This is a genomic window from Arthrobacter flavus (genome assembly GCF_039526005.1).
GTDB lineage: Bacteria > Actinomycetota > Actinomycetes > Actinomycetales > Micrococcaceae > Arthrobacter_D > Arthrobacter_D flavus.
The window spans coordinates 179,533-195,578 of the sequence record NZ_BAAAIJ010000032.1; the positions used below are offsets into that span (position 1 = coordinate 179,533).

A 16,046-nucleotide genomic window follows, 5' to 3' on the forward strand; every position below is an offset into this window, starting at 1 on the left:
GCCTGCTAGGCCTTGCGGTCGCCTTTGGCGAGGGCGGGGCCGGTATCGGAGCGTCCGAGGATCGACTGGGGGATCCAGAAGGCCAGGAAGAACAGCGTCAGGCAGACGGCGAAGGCCCACACATTGCTTTCATCGAAGAAGGCCAGGGAACCGACGGCGCCGAGGAACAACACCATCATGACGGCGAACGTCACGAGGTTGTTGACCAGGTGGCCCTCACCGGAGTGGGTGGGCTGCTTGCGCGGAGCGGTCCGCTCGGAGGAAGTAGTGGTGTGTGACATGGAGTCTCCTCGAGATTGTGCAAAACGATACTGACTCAACCATAACTGGATTCAGCGCTCAGGGCGGCAGTGGCACCCGGTCAGGGACCCGATCGTGACCGTTCACCACGGTGCAGAGCAACCAGTCGCACGAGGGTGTTCCCGAAGGTCAGAGCCCCAGGGACTCCTCCACATCGCGCAGGACGGCGTCCAGCCGGGCGCGGGCGGTCACCTTCGCCTCGTCGAGCTCGGCGGCCGACTCCACCGGTTCGATGACCTCCAGGTAGCACTTCAGCTTCGGCTCGGTGCCGCTGGGCCGGATGATCACCCGGGTGTCGTCCCGGGTCAGGTACAGCAGCCCATCGGTCGGTGGAAGCCCGGCGTGGCCGGTGAGGAGGTCCTGCACGACGTCGACTGCCGAGTCCGCGAAGGCCTGCGGGGGGTTCTCCCGCAACCGGTTCATCATGGCGTCCAACAGGCCAAGGCTGCCGACCCGGACCGAGAGCTGGTCGCTGGCGTGCAGCCCATGCAGCAGCGCCAGGTCATCGAGCAGGTCAAACAGGGTGCGCCCCTCGGCCTTGGTGGCCGCGGCCAGCTCGGCCAGGAGCAGCGCCGCGGAAATTCCGTCCTTGTCCCGGACCAGGTCGGGTGCCACGCAGTAGCCCAGTGCCTCCTCGTAGCCGTAGGCGAGCGACGGGACCCGGGAAATCCACTTGAATCCGGTCAGGGTTTCGGTGTGGGGGATCCCGGCGGTTGCGGCGACGCGGGAGAGTAGTCGCGAGGACACAATCGAGTTGGCGAAGACGGTCCCCGCCGGGTGCGGGCCGGCGCCTTGCGCGCGGCGCACGGCAAGGTGTTGCCCCAGCAGGGCCCCCGTCTCATCGCCGCGAAGCATCCGCCACTCACCGGTCGCCGGATCTTTGGCTGCCACCGCAACCCGATCGGCGTCCGGGTCGTTGGCGAGCACCAGATCGGCGTCGTGAGCTATCGCGGCAGCGACGGCCAGATCCAGCGCGCCGGGCTCCTCCGGGTTGGGGAAGTCAACGGTGGGGAAGTCCGGGTCCGGGTCTGCCTGCTCGGCGACCACGTGGACGGTCCCGAAACCGGCGGCGGCCAGCACGTCCTGTGCGGTGGTGCCGCCTACCCCGTGCAGCGGGGTGAGCACGATCGACAGGTCCCGGTCCGGGAAACGTTCCCGGTCCGCCAATGCAACCACCGATGTGACATAGTCCTTCGCAATGCTTTCCGGCAGGACATTCCAGCCCCCGGCCGCCAGTGGGATGCCGTCGAGCTGGCCAACCGCTGCGATGCGGGCGGCGATCTCGGTGTCCTGCGGGGCCACGATCTGCGCCCCGCGACCGGCGTCATCGACGGCGCGGCCTCCCAGGTACACCTTGTACCCGTTGTCCTGGGGCGGGTTATGGCTTGCCGTCACCATCACCCCCACCTCACACTCGAGGGCGCGGACCGCATAAGCGAGGACCGGCGTCGGCAGTTCGGTGGGCATCAGGAAGGTCTGGATGCCCGCGGCGGTGAAGATGGCGGCTGTCTCCTCGGCGAAGATCCGCGAGTTGTGGCGGGCATCGAAGCCGACGACGGCGCGCGGCACATATGCTCCCTCGGCGCTGCCGGTCACATGGGCGGCCAGACCAGCGGCGGCGCGGCGAACCACCACCCGGTTCATCCGGTTCGGTCCGGCGCCCAGGGCGGCCCGGAGGCCCGCAGTGCCGAAGAGCAGCGGCCCGCTGAAACGGTCCTGCAGGTCCTGGGTCGCGGCGGTACGGGTGTCGTCGTCGGCCGCCTGCGCGAGCAACGCCTCCAGCTCCGCGGCGGTGTGCGGATCCGGATCCTCAGCCGCCCAGGTGCGTGCGGCTGCGAGAAGTGATTCGTGGTCGGCGTGCGTCATAGCGTGTTCTTACCTTCGGTCAACTTCTAGAGCCGGCTGATGATGTCAGCCAGCAGGCGTGAGATGCGGGGTCCGGCGGCCGTCCCGGATTCGATCACTTCGGCATGGCTCAGCGGTGTGGCGCTGATGCCCGCGGCCAGGTTGGTGACCAGGGAAATCCCGAACACCTCCATGCCGGCATGCCGGGCGGCGATGGCCTCCAGTGCCGTCGACATGCCCACCAGGTCGGCGCCGATCGTCCTGGCATACCGCACCTCGGCGGGCGTCTCATAATGCGGTCCGGTGAACTGTGCGTAGACGCCCTCGTCGAGCGACGGGTCAACGTCGCGGGCGATCGTCCGGATCCGTGACGAATACAAGTCGGTCAGGTCGACGAAGGTGGCGCCTTCAAGGGGGGAGGTGGCGGTGAGGTTGAGGTGATCGCTGATCAGAACGGGCGTCCCCGGGGTCCACTTCTCCTGCAACCCGCCGCACCCGTTGGTCAGCACCATGATCTTCGCTCCGGCAGCGGCGGCGGTGCGCACCCCGTGCACAACGGCCCGAACACCCTTGCCCTCGTAATAGTGGGTCCGGGAACCGACCACCAGGGCGCGCTTGCCCGACGTCGTCAGGACTGACCGTACGGTTCCCACGTGGCCCTCGACGGCGGGGGCAGAGAAGCCGGGGATGTCCGAGGCCTCGAGGGTGTGGGTGGTCTCGCCGATCAGGTTGGCAGATTCACCCCACCCCGAGCCCAGCACCAGGGCAATATCGTGGCTGGCGACGCCCGTCTGCGCGGCGATGTACTCGGCGGCGGCGCGGGCCAGGTCGAAAGGGTCGGTCGGCGTCATTGACGTGGGGTTCTCGATCACTGATCAAACTTACCCTCAGTTCCCCGCCCGCGGCCACCGCCTGAGGCGTGCGCGGACCGCCTTAACCGTTTGAGAGCGCGGCAGGGATAGGACAGAATGGTCAGTTGTGACCAGCCAACTAGATTTCAGTGCCCTTCGAATTGCCATCCTGGGCGGCGGGCCCGGCGGATACGAGGCGGCGATGGTCGCCGCCTCTCTTGGTGCCAGCGTCACGATCGTCGAACGACACGGGCTCGGTGGTGCAGCAGTACTGACCGACGTCGTGCCGTCCAAGACACTCATCGCTACAGCAGACATCATGGCCCGGGTGGCCTCAGCGCATGAACTGGGGGTGCGCTTCGAGAACACCGAGGCGGCGTACGCGGATCTCGGCCAGGTCAACGCGCGGCTCCTGAAACTTGCGGCCGAACAGTCCGCCGATATCACCCGAGCACTCGAGCGGGTAGGGGTGAAGATCCTCATCGGCGACGGAAAGCTACTGGACAACCACCGGCTTGAGGTCACCTCCGGCGGTGAGACCACAGTGGTCGAAGCCGACGCCATCCTCCTGTCCGTCGGAGCGCATCCCCGTGAACTGCCCACAGCTCAGCCGGACGGCGAACGTATCTTCAACTGGACCCAGGTCTACACCCTCACCGAGGTGCCTGAGCATCTCATTGTGGTTGGCTCGGGGGTCACGGGAGCCGAGTTTGCCTCAGCCTACGACGGCCTGGGATCGAAGGTCACCCTGATCTCCAGCCGGGACCGGGTGCTCCCCGGCGAGGACGCCGACGCCGCCGAGGTGCTCGAGAACGTGTTCACCAACCGCGGCATGACGGTGCTGTCGGAATGCCGGGCCCAGGGCGTGCAGCGGGTAGGCGACGGGGTGGTCGTCACGCTCTCCGACGGTCGGACCGTCGAGGGCAGCCACTGCCTCATCGCCGTGGGGTCAATCCCCAATACCGCGGGGATCGGGCTGGAGGACGCAGGGGTCCAGCTCAACGAGTCGGGCCACATCAAGGTCGACGGAGTCTCGCGCACCTCGGCCCCGAACGTGTACGCGGCGGGGGACTGCACGGGTGTGCTGGCGCTCGCGTCGGTGGCGGCGATGCAGGGCCGGATCGCGATGGCCCACCTGATGGGGGACAGCGTCACCCCGCTGAAGCTCAAGCAGGTTGCGTCCAACATTTTCACGGCCCCCGAGATTGCCACCGTGGGGGTCTCCGAGGCCGACGTCGAATCCGGCCGCTACCAGGGCGACGTCGTCAAGCTTTCGCTCCACACCAATGCCCGCGCGAAGATGATGAACGTGACCGACGGGTTTGTGAAGATCATCTCCCGCAAGGGGTCCGGAACGGTGATTGGCGGCGTCGTCGTCGGTCCGCGCGCCTCCGAGCTGATTTTCCCGCTGGCACTGGCAGTGACCAAGAAGTTGCACGTGGACGATGTGGCCAACACGTTCACCGTCTACCCGTCGCTGACCGGCTCCATCTCCGAGGCGGCACGGCGGCTGCACGTCCGGCTCTAGAACAAAAAGTCCCCGCACCCTGCCCTGGCAGTCAGCGGTACTGTAGCCTGTCTCTCACTTGCACTGTCCACATATTGGACAAATTTATCCACCTGTTGGACCTTACTGGTCTGATAGATGCATTCGCCCAACCTGTTCGAGGCGCCTGCGCGCGCCCGAGTGAGAGAAAGCCGCAGACATGTCAACAACCCCGTCCGTCGTGGACGCCGGTGTAGCACAGCCGAAAAATCCCAAGGGCCGCGTCATCTTCGCGAGCCTGATCGGCACCACCATCGAGTTCTATGACTTCTACATTTACGCCACGGCATCAGTGCTGGTCTTCCCGGCGCTCTTCTTCCCGGACGCCACCCCGGCGAACGCGATCCTGAGCTCCTTCGCCGTCTTCGGCGTCGCCTTCGTGGCCCGGCCACTCGGGTCGATCATCTTCGGTCACTACGGCGACCGGATCGGGCGGAAGGGGACGCTGGTCGCGTCCCTCCTCACCATGGGCATTGCCACGTTCCTGATTGGTGTGCTGCCGACCGCACAGGTGGATGGCTGGATCATCCTCGCACCCGCGCTGCTGGTCCTGCTGCGTTTCTTCCAGGGCCTCGCCCTCGGCGGAGAATGGAGCGGCGCCGCGCTGCTCGCCACCGAGAATGCGCCGAAGAACAAGCGCGCCGTCTACGGCACCTTCCCACAGCTGGGTGCACCGATTGGTTTCATCCTCGCGAACCTGTTGTTCGTCTACCTCAACGCCACCCTCAGCAATGAGGAGTTCCTGGCCTGGGGCTGGCGGGTACCGTTCCTGCTCAGCGCGGTCCTGGTCATCGTTGGACTGTATGTCCGCCTCAAGCTCATCGAAAGCCACTCCTTCCAGCAGGTCAAGGACAAGGGCAAGGTCGTGAAACTGCCCCTCGCCAGCGTCTTCAAGCACCAGTGGCGGGCCCTGCTGCTGGGCACGTTCATCATGTTCGCCACCTATGTGCTGTTCTACCTGATGACCGCCTTCACCCTGACGTTCGGCACCACCCCGGCTTCGGTCGAGGACGCACGTGCGGCCGCCGAAGCCGCAGGTCGCGGGTTCGACGACGCCGCCGCTGAGGCCTTCGTTCCGGGACTGGGGATTGCGCGGGGAGACTTCCTGATCATGCTCATCGTCGGTGTGGTGTTCTTCGGTATCTTCACCCTGGTGTCCGGCCCACTTGCCGAGAAGTTCGGTCGCCGGAAGATGCTGATGGCCACCACCATCGGGATCGCGTTGTTTGGCTTCACCTGGGTTCCCCTGTTCGGTGCCGGTACCACCGGTGCGATGGCGCTGCTCATCATCGGGTTCATCCTGATGGGCCTCACCTTCGGGCCGATGGCAGCCATCCTGCCGGAGCTGTTCCCGGCAAACGTCAGGTACACCGGCTCCGCCGTTGCGTACAACATGTCGAGCGTCATCGGTGCTGCACCGGCGTCGTTCGTTGCTATCGCCCTCTGGCAGCTCGCCGACGGCAGCACACTGCTGGTCGGTCTGTATCTGAGCGCGGCAGCAGTGGCGACGTTCATTGCGTTGTGGCTCAGCCGGGAAACCCGCGACCACGATTACGACAACAACGTCGCCTGACCCTTTCAGTCCCCTTCACGACGGCGCGGTACCCACGGGTGCCGCGCCGTCGTCGTCGGATCCTCCTGACGGATGGCAGGAGGCTCCCCCGTAGAATCGGACCGGAAATCAATCCAGCGGAGGCAGCATGAGTACCCAATCACTGGCTGACGGACGCTACCTCCTCGGTAGCGTGGTCGGTACCGGCGGGATGGCCGAGGTTTATCGAGCGCGGGACACGCGGCTCGGCAGGGACGTGGCGGTGAAGCTGTTCCGGTCGGGCGCGGCCGACGGCGTGTCCCGCGGGTCGGACGAGGCGCGGCTCTTGGCGGGTCTCCACCATCCTGGGCTGGTGCGCGTGCTCGACATGGACTCCTCGGGCACCTCGTCCGGGCCCACCTATCTGGTGATGGAACTCGTCGAGGGTCCGGATTTGGGTGCGCTGCTTGCGGACGGTCCGCTATCGCCCGAGGCGGTGCGGCTGGCAGGGTGGGACGTGGCGAGAACGCTGGCGTACATCCACCAGCAGGGCATCCTGCACCGCGATATCAAACCCTCCAACATCCTGACCCGGACCACCGAACCGGACAGCGGAGTCTTCGGCTACCTGCTCACCGACTTTGGCATTGCTCGCTTCTATGATGCCGCGCGGCAGACGGCCACCGGACAGACCATCGGCACGGCCGCCTACCTGAGCCCCGAACAAGCCCGCGGCGCAGCCATTGGCACGCCTACCGACATCTACTCCCTCGGACTGGTCCTGCTGGAATCACTGACCGGTGCGCGCGCCTTTCCGGGGACCAGTCTTGAAACAGCTGTGGCACGGCTAAACCGGCCACCCGAGATCCCCGACACCCTGGGACCGAAATGGCAGTCGCTGCTGTCCCGGATGACCGCCGACCGCCCCGACGACCGGCCCACCGCCGGCGCCGTCGCCGCCGAATTCGCGCAGTGGCAGACCCCCGAGCCACACACCGAGGTGCTGCCAACCGGTGGACCGGCCCCAGCCCGCTTCCAGCTCAGCCTGCCCGATGAGCCCGGACACCAGCCCGCGCGGACCACCGTCATGGCGGCCGCTCCTGCAGCGACCGAAATGCAGCAGCAGGCAGATGCGTCCCCGGGCGCCTACCCGCCGGCATCGGTATCCCGGCCCGCAACCCCTGCTGGTGCCCCGCCTGGCGCCTCGTCTGCGTCACGACCCGCTGGTGGGACCCGTCGACCCGCGCGACGGCGCCACTGGCTAATCGGCGTGTTCGCTGCTGTCGCCGTGCTTGCCCTTGGCGTGGCATCGGCGGTGGGACTGAACCTGGGTGGGCAGGACACCGTCGAAGAGCTACCAGCGGTGCCCGGCACCACCGGTGAATTGCTCAAGGAACTCTACGAAAGGGTGCAACCATGAATCGCCGACGATATCAGCTGGCAGCAGGCGCTTCCCTCGGCGTCGCCCTGCTTCTGGCTGGCTGCGGGGCTCCCGAGCTTGAGCCGGAAACGGCCGCAGTCCTCCAGGCCTCTGTTCGTGATATTGCGACGGCCGCCGCCGCCGGAGACCAGGCCGGTGCCACCCAGCTGGCCCTTGATCTCAGTCAGGCGGTCGCCGTGGCCCAGGGGCAGGGTACCGTCACCTCGGATCGCGCGGCGCACATCTCGGAGACCATCGACGAGTTGCTGATCGCGATCGCAGCCGAGGTGGGGCAAACGGATCCCGCAGCCCCCACAGCACCTGCAGTGCCCGTTCCGGAGCCCACCACAAACACGCCGGTACCTCTCCCGGAAACCCCTGCTGAAACGCCCGCCCCGCCGGTAAGTCCGCCATCGGGTGACGACGAGGAAGGCGGCGGAGACAACGCGGAGAACGAGGACGACAAAGCCCAGCGTGACGCCGAAAAGGAGCTAGAAAAGCAGCAGCGCGAGCAGGAGAAGTTGGAGGAGGAGGCCGAACGCGAGCAGGAACAGCGCGAAGACGCCGAGGGCGACGCCTAGCGAGGCGTGCTGCGGCTAGTCGGAGATCGCCGCGATGACCGCTCCGGCGGCCACCGTGTCGCCGGGGGAGGCCCTCAGCCCGGAGAGGGTGCCGGACCGGTGGGCGGTCAAGGGTTGTTCCATCTTCATGGCCTCGAGCACCACAATCAGGTCACCCTCGGCGACGAGGTCCCCGTCGGACACAGCTACCTTCACGATGGTGCCCTGCATGGGTGAGGTGAGGTCGTCGCCGTCGGCCGCCGACGCCGACCCGCCGCGGGCACGCAGCGCCTTCTTGGGCTTTCCTGCGGGGGACTGCCGGCCGGTCCCGCCCAGCCCTGCGGGCAGGACGACCTCCAGGCGTTTACCAGCCACCTCGACGGTGATCCGCTGGCGGGGGGCGTCGTCCTCGGGTCCTGCATCGGCTGATTCCCCAGCGGACCAGGGCGCGATGGTGTTAATGAACTCGGTTTCGATCCAGCGGGTGTGAACCGTGAACGGCCCCTCAGCGGGGGCGAAGGCGGGGTCGGCGACGACGGCGGCGTGGAACGGGAGCACCGTCGGCATGCCGGTGACCCGCATTTCGGACAGGGCGCGCCGTGCACGCTGCAGGGCCTGCGTGCGGGTGGCACCGGTGACAATGAGTTTCGCCAGCATGGAATCGAAGTTGCCGCCGATCACCTCACCGGCCTCGACGCCCGAATCCACCCGGATGCCGGGCCCGGTGGGCAGGGTGAAGGACTGGACCGTCCCGGGGGCGGGCATGAAGTTCCTGCCCGCGTCCTCGCCGTTGATGCGGAACTCGAAGGAATGGCCGCGGACCTCGGGATCGCCGTAGCCGAGGGCTTCGCCGCGGGCGAGACGGAACTGTTCCCGGACCAGGTCGATACCGGTGACTTCCTCGGAGACGGGGTGCTCCACCTGCAGCCGGGTGTTGACCTCAAGAAACGAGATGGTGCCGTCCTGGCCCACCAGGAACTCGCACGTCCCCGCACCCTGGTAGCCGGCTTCGCGCAGAATCGCTTTGGACGCCTCGTAGAGCCGGCGGTTCTGGTCTGCGCTCAGGAACGGCGCGGGTGCTTCTTCGACCAGCTTCTGGTTGCGGCGCTGCAGCGAGCAGTCGCGGGTGGAGACGACGACGACGTTCCCGTGGGCGTCGGCGAGGCACTGGGTTTCGACATGCCGGGGTGCATCGAGGAACCGTTCGACAAAGCATTCGCCCCGGCCGAAGGCTGCGGTGGCTTCGCGGACCGCTGAATCGTAGGCCTCGGGAATATCCGCAGCGTCACGGACCACCTTGATGCCGCGGCCGCCGCCGCCGAACGCGGCCTTGATGGCGAGAGGCAGACCAAACTCGCTGGCGAAATCCTGGACCTCACGGACAGACTCAACGGGGTCCTTGGTGCCCGGTACCAGGGGTGCCCCGACCTTCTCGGCGATGTGCCGGGCCTTGACCTTGTCGCCGAGCTGGGAAATGGAATAGGGAGAGGGCCCAATCCAGGTGAGACCAGCGTCGATCACTTTGTGGGCGAAGTCTGCGTTCTCGGACAGGAAACCGTAGCCGGGGTGGATGGCATCGGCACCGCTGCGGTGGGCGGCTTCGAGGATCCGGTCCATCACCAGATAGGACTCGGCGGCGGTGCTGCCGCCCAGGCCATACGCTTCATCGGCTAGGCGGACGTGCAGTGCATCCCGGTCGGGGTCAGCATAAACGGCAACCGAGGTCAGGCCCTCATCACGGGCTGCGCGGATGATGCGCACGGCAATCTCGCCGCGGTTGGCGATCAGGACCTTGGAAACGGGGCTTGCTGCAGCGGAAAAGGACTCGCTCATGGTGTGGTCTGGCTCCTTCGTATCTGTTCGGAGCCTAGCGCCAAATTGTCGTCTCTGCCCATAATCCATGCGGATAGCGCGTGTGGCGGGTGGTTTCTTTGTAGGGATGCTACAAAGGGTCCCCGGGGTTGCCCGGTTAAACCCAGAAGTCCATCACGGTCAGGTTCGCCGACGCCAGCAGCCCCCGCAGGGTTGACACGCTGAGCCCGATCACCGCGTGCGGATCGCCGTCGACCCGGGTGATGAACGCTCCGCCCAGCCCGTCGATCGTGAAGGACCCGGCCACCTGCAGGGGTTCACCGGTAGCCACGTAGGCGTCGATTTCGTCGTCGGTCAGTTGCGCAAAATGCACCGAGGCAGAGGCGACGGCGCCCACGGTGGCACCCGATCCACCGTCGGACGCGTCACGGGTGTCCACGAGCCAGTGCCCGGTGTGCAGGACACCGAAGGATCCGCTCATCCGCCGGATGCGGGTGCGGGCAATCTCTGGTTCCCACGGCTTGCCGTGCGCTTCGCCGTCGAACTCGAAGATCGAGTCGCAGCCAAGCACCAGCGCACCCTCGGAACCGTCGACCGACGCGACGGCCTCGGCCTTGGCCCGGGCCAGGAGCAGTGAGGTGTCGAACGCATCAAGTGGACCGTATTGCGCGGCGACGGCGTCCTCGTCCACAGCGGAGACCAGCACCGAGTGGCTGATGCCGGCGTCGGACAGGACTTTGGTGCGGGCGGGGGACGCTGACGCGAGAATCAGGTGGGAGGTCATAGTTCAGCCTAGACACTTCCACGCGCGGTCCCCAACCGCGCTCGGGCACCGCCTAGCCGACCAAAGCCCGGCGCAGCGTATCCAACCCGACCGAGCCCAGGTTCAGGGAACGGGTGTGGAAGCTGCGCAGGTCAAACGCTGCGCCCTCGCGGTCCTTGACCTCGTCGCGGATCTGCTCCCACAGCCGCTGCCCGATCTTGTAGGACGGAGCCTGCCCGGGCCAGCCCAGGTACCGGTTGAACTCGAAGTCCAGGGAACCCTCGCTGATGGCGATGTTTCGTTTGAGGAACTCGTACCCCTTGTCCGGGGTCCAGGTGCCGGTGCCCCAGCGCTCGGGAACCTCAAGTTCCAGGTGGACACCGATGTCGAACACCACGCGTGCGGCCCGCATCCGCTGGGCATCGAGCATGCCCAGCCGTTCGCCGGGATGGTTGAGGTACCCCAGCTCCTGCATCAGCCGCTCGGCGTACAGCGCCCAGCCCTCCCCATGCCCGGAGACCCACACGGCATTGCGTCGCCAGTTGTTGAGGATGCCGCGCTGCATGGTCGCCGTGGCGATCTGCAGGTGGTGGCCCGGAACGCCCTCGTGGTAGACGGTGGTGGTTTCCTTCCAGGTGGTGAAGGAGTCCTCACCCTCGGGGACCGACCACCACATGCGGCCAGGTCGGACGAAGTCGTCGCTGGGTCCCGTGTAGTAGATGACCCCCTCATGGGTGGGAGCGATCTTGCACTCAAGGGTGCGCATGATGGCGGGAATGTCGAAGTGGACCCCCGCGAGCTCGGCGACCGCCTTGTCCGAGAGCTGCTGCATCCACGACTGCAGGGCATCAGCACCCTGCAACTGCAGTTCGGGGGACTCGTCGAGGAGCTTCATCGCCTCTTCGATGGACGCCCCCGGCTTGATTTCGTGGGCGACCGCTTCCTGCTCGGCGATCACCCGGTCCAGCTCCTCGACCCCCCACTGGTACGTCTCCTCGAGGTCGACGACGGCGCCCAGGAACCGGCGCGACATCAGGGCATAGTGCTCCCGCCCCACCGCATCCTTCGATGGGGCGACCGGCAGCAGTTCCTCCCGCAGGAAAGCGCCCAGCCGCAGGTACGCGGCTCGAGCCGCCGCCGACCCCGCCACCAGGTCCTGACGCAACTGCGCCGGCAGGTCGCCGCCGTCAACGGACGCGTTCGAGACGAAGTGGTCAAAGAAGCCGCCATCCTCGGCGTACTTGGTGGTCTGGTCGATCACGATCCTGATCTGGCGTTCTGCCGCGACGAGGCCGCGATCCTTGCCGGCCCGCAGCGAGACGATGTACCCGGCCAGGGCATCGGGGATGTTGTGCAGTCGGCCGGCGATGTGGGCCCACTGGTCGGCGGTGTCCGTGGGCATCAGGTCGAAGATCATCCTGATTTCCTGGGCCGGCGAGGCGAGGTTGTTCAGGTCGGCCAGGTTCATTCCGGTGCCGTGGATTTCAAGTTCCAGCCCGAGGCGCTCCCGCATGGCATCCAGGGTGACCCGGTCGACGTCGTCGGCCGGTTCCAGATCGGTCAGCCGGCTAAGCGTCTCCGTGGTGGCCTCGGCCAAGGCCTCCAGGCCGGCAGGGGAGTAATCGCGGTACTCGGTTTCGTGGCCGGGGAAGCCAAGCTCGGTAGCGAAGCCCGGATCAAGCTGCAGCAGGGTCTCGGTGTAGGCGTCAGCGACGGCGTCGATGGCGGTCTTCGCCCGGGTGGGAAGCTGCGCGGACGGGTGACTGGCTGTGGCGGGAGTCTCATTATTCACAGCACGAGCCTAACCGGTTTACCGGCGTAGGTGGTTGCTTGGAGCAATTTAATAGGACTGTAACCGGATTGTGTTCTGACCCACGGGGTCGGGAATCGGTGGGGGAACTACCGTGGAGAGAGCCACCCGTACGTGACCCGAGAAGGCGGACACCATGGCCGGACCCCGCAGGATCGTAGCTACCGCGTGCATTGCGGTCGCCGCGCTGACCCTGGGCGCCTGCGGTTCGTCCAGCCCCGAACTGGTCGTTGCCGACAACGTCACCCGCGCCGTCGTGCAGGTGGATGAGCACCCGGAAGCGGCCGCTAGCCTGCGTAATGCGTCGTTCCGGTTGGGAGCCGCCATGCTCGCCGCGAACCCCAACGACAACAGTGTCACCAGCCCCGTCAGCGCCCTCTACGCGCTGTCAATGCTGCGCGCGGGCGCCGCGACGACGACGGCCGCCGAGATGGACGAGGTGCTCGGCTTCCCGGCCGCACACCGGGACGAGGCAATGAATGCGCTGCTCGGGTTATGGGAACAGTACGACGGCGATCCAGGGTCGGTCGACGAGGATAATCCGCCCTCAGCGCCGCTCCTGCATCTCGCCAACGGGATATTCATCGATGAGGGCCAACCGGTTGGTGCAGAGTTCCTGCAGACGTTGGCGGTGCAGTACGGGTCGGGTGTCTACCAGGTGGACTATTCGGACAGGTCCACCGCCGAGGCGATCAACTCCTGGATCAACGAGAACACCGGCGGCCGGATCGAGGAGGCGCCGGTCGACTACGATCCCGACACCAGGCTCAGCCTGCTCAACACCGTGTATCTGGCGGCGGCGTGGCAGACGCCCTTCGACCCGGCGGACACGGCGTCGGGGTCCTTCACCCTCGCCGATGGTGGGGTGATCGAGACCGACATGATGCGTCAGGTGGCCCTCGCCAACTATGCATCCGGTGACGGGTGGACGGCCTTGGACTTGCCCTACAACGACGGGTTCTACCTGCGGCTGGTCCTGCCCGATGAGGGGGAGTCTCCAGTGCTGAACGCCAACCAGCTGGCCGATGTCCGGGTGGGGATGGAGAGCGGTGCGCAGGCCGAGGTTGCGCTGGTCCTCCCGAAATGGGATCACACCTACCGCCAGGATCTGCTGGTACTGCTCCGTGGGATGGGGCTTACTGAAACCCTGGGCACCGCCCCCGACTTCGGGCCGATCAGCCCGGGACTTTTCGTCTCGGGCGCGGCGCAGGAAGCCAACATCACCGTCGCTGAGAAAGGCACCATCGCTGCGGCGGTCACCCAGATTGACATGGCCGAATCGGGGTTGGCGATGCCCGACATCGAACTCGTCCTCGACCGGCCGTTCCAGTACCAGATCATCCACGGGGAGACGGGTATGCCTCTGTTCCTGGGGACGGTGATGGATCCGCGCTGATCCTGCCCGCGCCCGCGTTACGGGGCGGTGCCTGGTGAACCGGAGGCGCCGAGTGAAAAGAATAGCCTCCGCTCGAACTCGGGGACCATGGTCTCGATGTACGTTTCACTCAGGTGATTGTCATCCATGTAGACGAGGACATTGCCGATGACCGGCGGACAGGTTCCGTCGGGGCAGATCAGGTCGGTCATGTCGATCGAATGCAGCGACGGGTACCGTGCCGCCAGCTCAGCGACGGGGTTCACCGGCGCCAATTTGGTGGAAACCTCGAAAGTGCAGGAGGGATCCTCCTGGCCCGAACCTTCGACACATTCCGGCATATTGACCGGGAACCGCGGGTTGTCACGGATCGCGATCAGTTCTGCGCCGTCGGCCATGATCTGCTGTGCTGCCTCCTCATAGCCGGGGATCAGACGATCATCTTCGCGGGTGTGGTGGGACGAGGAGGACACGGTGAACACCAGGTCCGGATCCTGCTCAGCCAGGTAGGCCAGGACGTCGGCGTTCCACTGGTCGCAATTCTCGACGGGCTCCTGCCCAACGGGTGCGCCGAACGGACACTGGCCCTTGCGGAGCACGACGAGGTCCCAGTTGTTGCGTTTCGCCACCGGTTCGATCGCCGCCACCCACTGTTGCGGATGGGAGGCGCCCACCACCACGGCCAACTTCGCCGGGTTCTCCACCGTCGTCTGGTTGCAGCCGCTCTGCAGCACCCCGTACGACGAGGCATCGAACTCGCCGGCGCAGGCCTCGTCGAGGGTGACCCATTCGCTGTTCAGCGCGGTCATCATCGGCATCAGAGGGGCATCGGCGTCACCGAAGGGAACGAATCCTTCGCGCAGCGACGCGGCGCCGGGATTGTTGGCGTTATCGGCCGCGGCAGACGCCGCAGTGTGGATCTGCAGCTGCCAGACTCCGAGCGGCAGCCCGACGAAGAGGGCGCAGACGGCGATGACGACGGCGGACCGCCGGCGCTTGCGCGCGGCCCACTTCAGCTGCCGGATCGGCCGGTCAACGAAGCGGGTGGTGACCACGGCCCATAGCACTGACACGGCGATGATGGCCAGGCCGGAGAACAAGCCCGCGGACTCACGACCCTGATGAATCAGGAAGATCACCAGCAGCGGCCAGTGGATCAGGTACAGGGCGTAGGACGCGTCGCCCAGCTTCACCAGGGGGTTCCACCCGAGGAATCGGTCCACCCCGAACCGGTGATCCGTTGAACCGGCCACAATCACCGCGGCCGCCGCGAGCGTGGGCCAGAGGGCGATATAGCCGGGGAACTGCTGTTCCACCTGGAGGACGAATCCGACGGCGAGCATCGCCACGATTCCCGCCCAGCCGAGGACCACCCGGCTCAGCAGCGGCAGCCGGACGTAGGGCAGCGCCAGTGCAATCAGGGACCCAAGAGCGAATTCCCACAACCGGGTGCGGGTGTCGAAGTAGGCAAAGGCCTGGTTCGTTGCGGTCTGCCACACGGAAAAGGCGAGCGACCCGGTGAACACCAGCCCAAAGAGTCCCACCAGGATGCGCCGCGGGCTGACCCGGAACCGGGTGGAGAGCACCGCGGCGACCGCGAAAAGGAGAGGCCACAGGATGAAGACCTGACCCTGGATGGACAGCGACCAGAAGTGCTGGAAGGGGCTCGCGGTGCTGTGATCGGTTGCGTAATAATCGACGGAGTTCACTGCGAGCAGCCAGTTTTGGAAGTAGAGGAGCGACGCCCAGGCCTGGTCGAGGATGTCAGTCCACCGGCCCCGCGGGACGAAGATCAGCACGGCGCCGAGTGTGACAACGATAGTCAGCGCGGCCATCGGCACGAGCCGTCGGAAAAGGTTCACCCAGTAACGCAGCAGATCGAGCGGGGTGCCTGTCTCGAGCTTGCGGGTGAACGAGAGAGTGAGGAGGAAGGCTGAGATGAGCAGGAAGACGTCGACGCCGCCGGAGACCCGCCCCAGCCAGACGTGATAGACCACCACCATGAGCACGGCGAGTGCCCGCAGTCCCTGCACCTCATGCCGATAACCCGGTCGTTGAGGTGAGGCTGGCGTTCCGGAGCGCGTGTCGATGCGCTGCTCCGGCACCGTGGAATGATGCCTGCCGGTCATGGTCGTTTCCTCTCAGCCGACAGACTTACCGATCAAGTCTAATCTCTGTCGGCCGGGTGAGCGGCCGGGTGAGTCGGCCAGGGGAGCGGCCGGGGGTGTCGGTG

General features: G+C 66.4%; 12 protein-coding genes. 5 read left to right on the plus strand and 7 right to left on the minus strand.

The genetic code is table 11. The features are described from left to right. Nucleotides 1–5 precede the first annotated feature (5 nt). The 3 genes from ABD059_RS08425 to ABD059_RS08435 all read right to left on the minus strand — a co-directional run bounded on the left by ABD059_RS08425 (nt 6) and on the right by ABD059_RS08435 (nt 2,996). Nucleotides 6–281, minus strand: a complete 276-nt coding sequence (locus tag ABD059_RS08425; protein ID WP_343878964.1) for a hypothetical protein — start codon at nt 279–281, stop codon at nt 6–8. A gap of 148 nt (nt 282–429) precedes the next feature. Further along, nucleotides 430–2,166 carry a phospho-sugar mutase gene (locus tag ABD059_RS08430; RefSeq protein WP_343878966.1) on the minus strand — a complete coding sequence of 579 codons (1,737 nt, stop codon included), beginning with the start codon at nt 2,164–2,166 and terminating at the stop codon, nt 430–432. 26 nt (nt 2,167–2,192) lie between these two features. After that, nucleotides 2,193–2,996, minus strand: a complete 804-nt coding sequence (locus ABD059_RS08435; RefSeq protein ID WP_343879208.1) for a purine-nucleoside phosphorylase — start codon at nt 2,994–2,996, stop codon at nt 2,193–2,195. 127 nt (nt 2,997–3,123) lie between these two features. Here ABD059_RS08435 and ABD059_RS08440 point away from each other — a divergent pair, with 127 nt between their 5' ends. The 4 genes from ABD059_RS08440 (at nt 3,124) to ABD059_RS08455 (ending at nt 8,074) form a co-directional block, all read left to right on the plus strand. After that, nucleotides 3,124–4,524, plus strand: a complete 1,401-nt coding sequence (locus tag ABD059_RS08440; RefSeq protein ID WP_343878968.1) for an NAD(P)H-quinone dehydrogenase — start codon at nt 3,124–3,126, stop codon at nt 4,522–4,524. A gap of 178 nt (nt 4,525–4,702) precedes the next feature. Continuing rightward, the gene (locus tag ABD059_RS08445) at nt 4,703–6,115 is read left to right on the plus strand and encodes an MFS transporter (RefSeq protein ID WP_343878970.1); all 1,413 of its coding nucleotides are present in this window, start codon (nt 4,703–4,705) and stop codon (nt 6,113–6,115) included. A 127-nt stretch (nt 6,116–6,242) separates the two neighbouring features. Further along, nucleotides 6,243–7,493 (plus strand): serine/threonine-protein kinase, encoded by a 1,251-nt coding sequence (locus ABD059_RS08450; RefSeq protein WP_343878972.1) that lies wholly within the window; start codon nt 6,243–6,245, stop codon nt 7,491–7,493. After that, nucleotides 7,490–8,074 (plus strand): hypothetical protein, encoded by a 585-nt coding sequence (locus ABD059_RS08455; RefSeq protein WP_343878974.1) that lies wholly within the window; start codon nt 7,490–7,492, stop codon nt 8,072–8,074. The genes ABD059_RS08450 and ABD059_RS08455 overlap by 4 nt, the downstream gene beginning before the upstream one ends. 15 nt (nt 8,075–8,089) lie before the next feature. Here the strand turns inward: ABD059_RS08455 and ABD059_RS08460 are convergent, their stop codons facing one another. The 3 genes from ABD059_RS08460 to ABD059_RS08470 all read right to left on the minus strand — a co-directional run bounded on the left by ABD059_RS08460 (nt 8,090) and on the right by ABD059_RS08470 (nt 12,420). Further along, complete coding sequence (locus ABD059_RS08460) at nt 8,090–9,886, minus strand: acetyl/propionyl/methylcrotonyl-CoA carboxylase subunit alpha (protein ID WP_343878976.1); 1,797 nt, start codon at nt 9,884–9,886, stop codon at nt 8,090–8,092. A gap of 136 nt (nt 9,887–10,022) precedes the next feature. After that, on the minus strand, nt 10,023–10,649 hold the full coding sequence (locus tag ABD059_RS08465) for a Maf family protein (RefSeq protein WP_343878978.1): 627 nt from the start codon (nt 10,647–10,649) through the stop codon (nt 10,023–10,025). 52 nt (nt 10,650–10,701) lie between these two features. Beyond that, entirely contained in the window at nt 10,702–12,420 is a 1,719-nt protein-coding gene (locus ABD059_RS08470; protein ID WP_343878980.1) for a DUF885 domain-containing protein, read from the minus strand. A gap of 154 nt (nt 12,421–12,574) precedes the next feature. On the opposite strand from ABD059_RS08470, the gene ABD059_RS08475 reads away from it, so the two are divergent. Continuing rightward, nucleotides 12,575–13,834 (plus strand): serpin family protein, encoded by a 1,260-nt coding sequence (locus ABD059_RS08475; RefSeq protein WP_343878983.1) that lies wholly within the window; start codon nt 12,575–12,577, stop codon nt 13,832–13,834. Between the two features lie 17 nt (nt 13,835–13,851). Here ABD059_RS08475 and ABD059_RS08480 read toward each other — a convergent pair whose 3' ends face one another. Continuing rightward, a complete protein-coding gene (locus tag ABD059_RS08480; protein WP_343878985.1) occupies nt 13,852–15,942 on the minus strand; it encodes an acyltransferase family protein in 2,091 nt (696 codons plus the stop codon). Between the last annotated feature and the right edge of the window lie 104 nt (nt 15,943–16,046).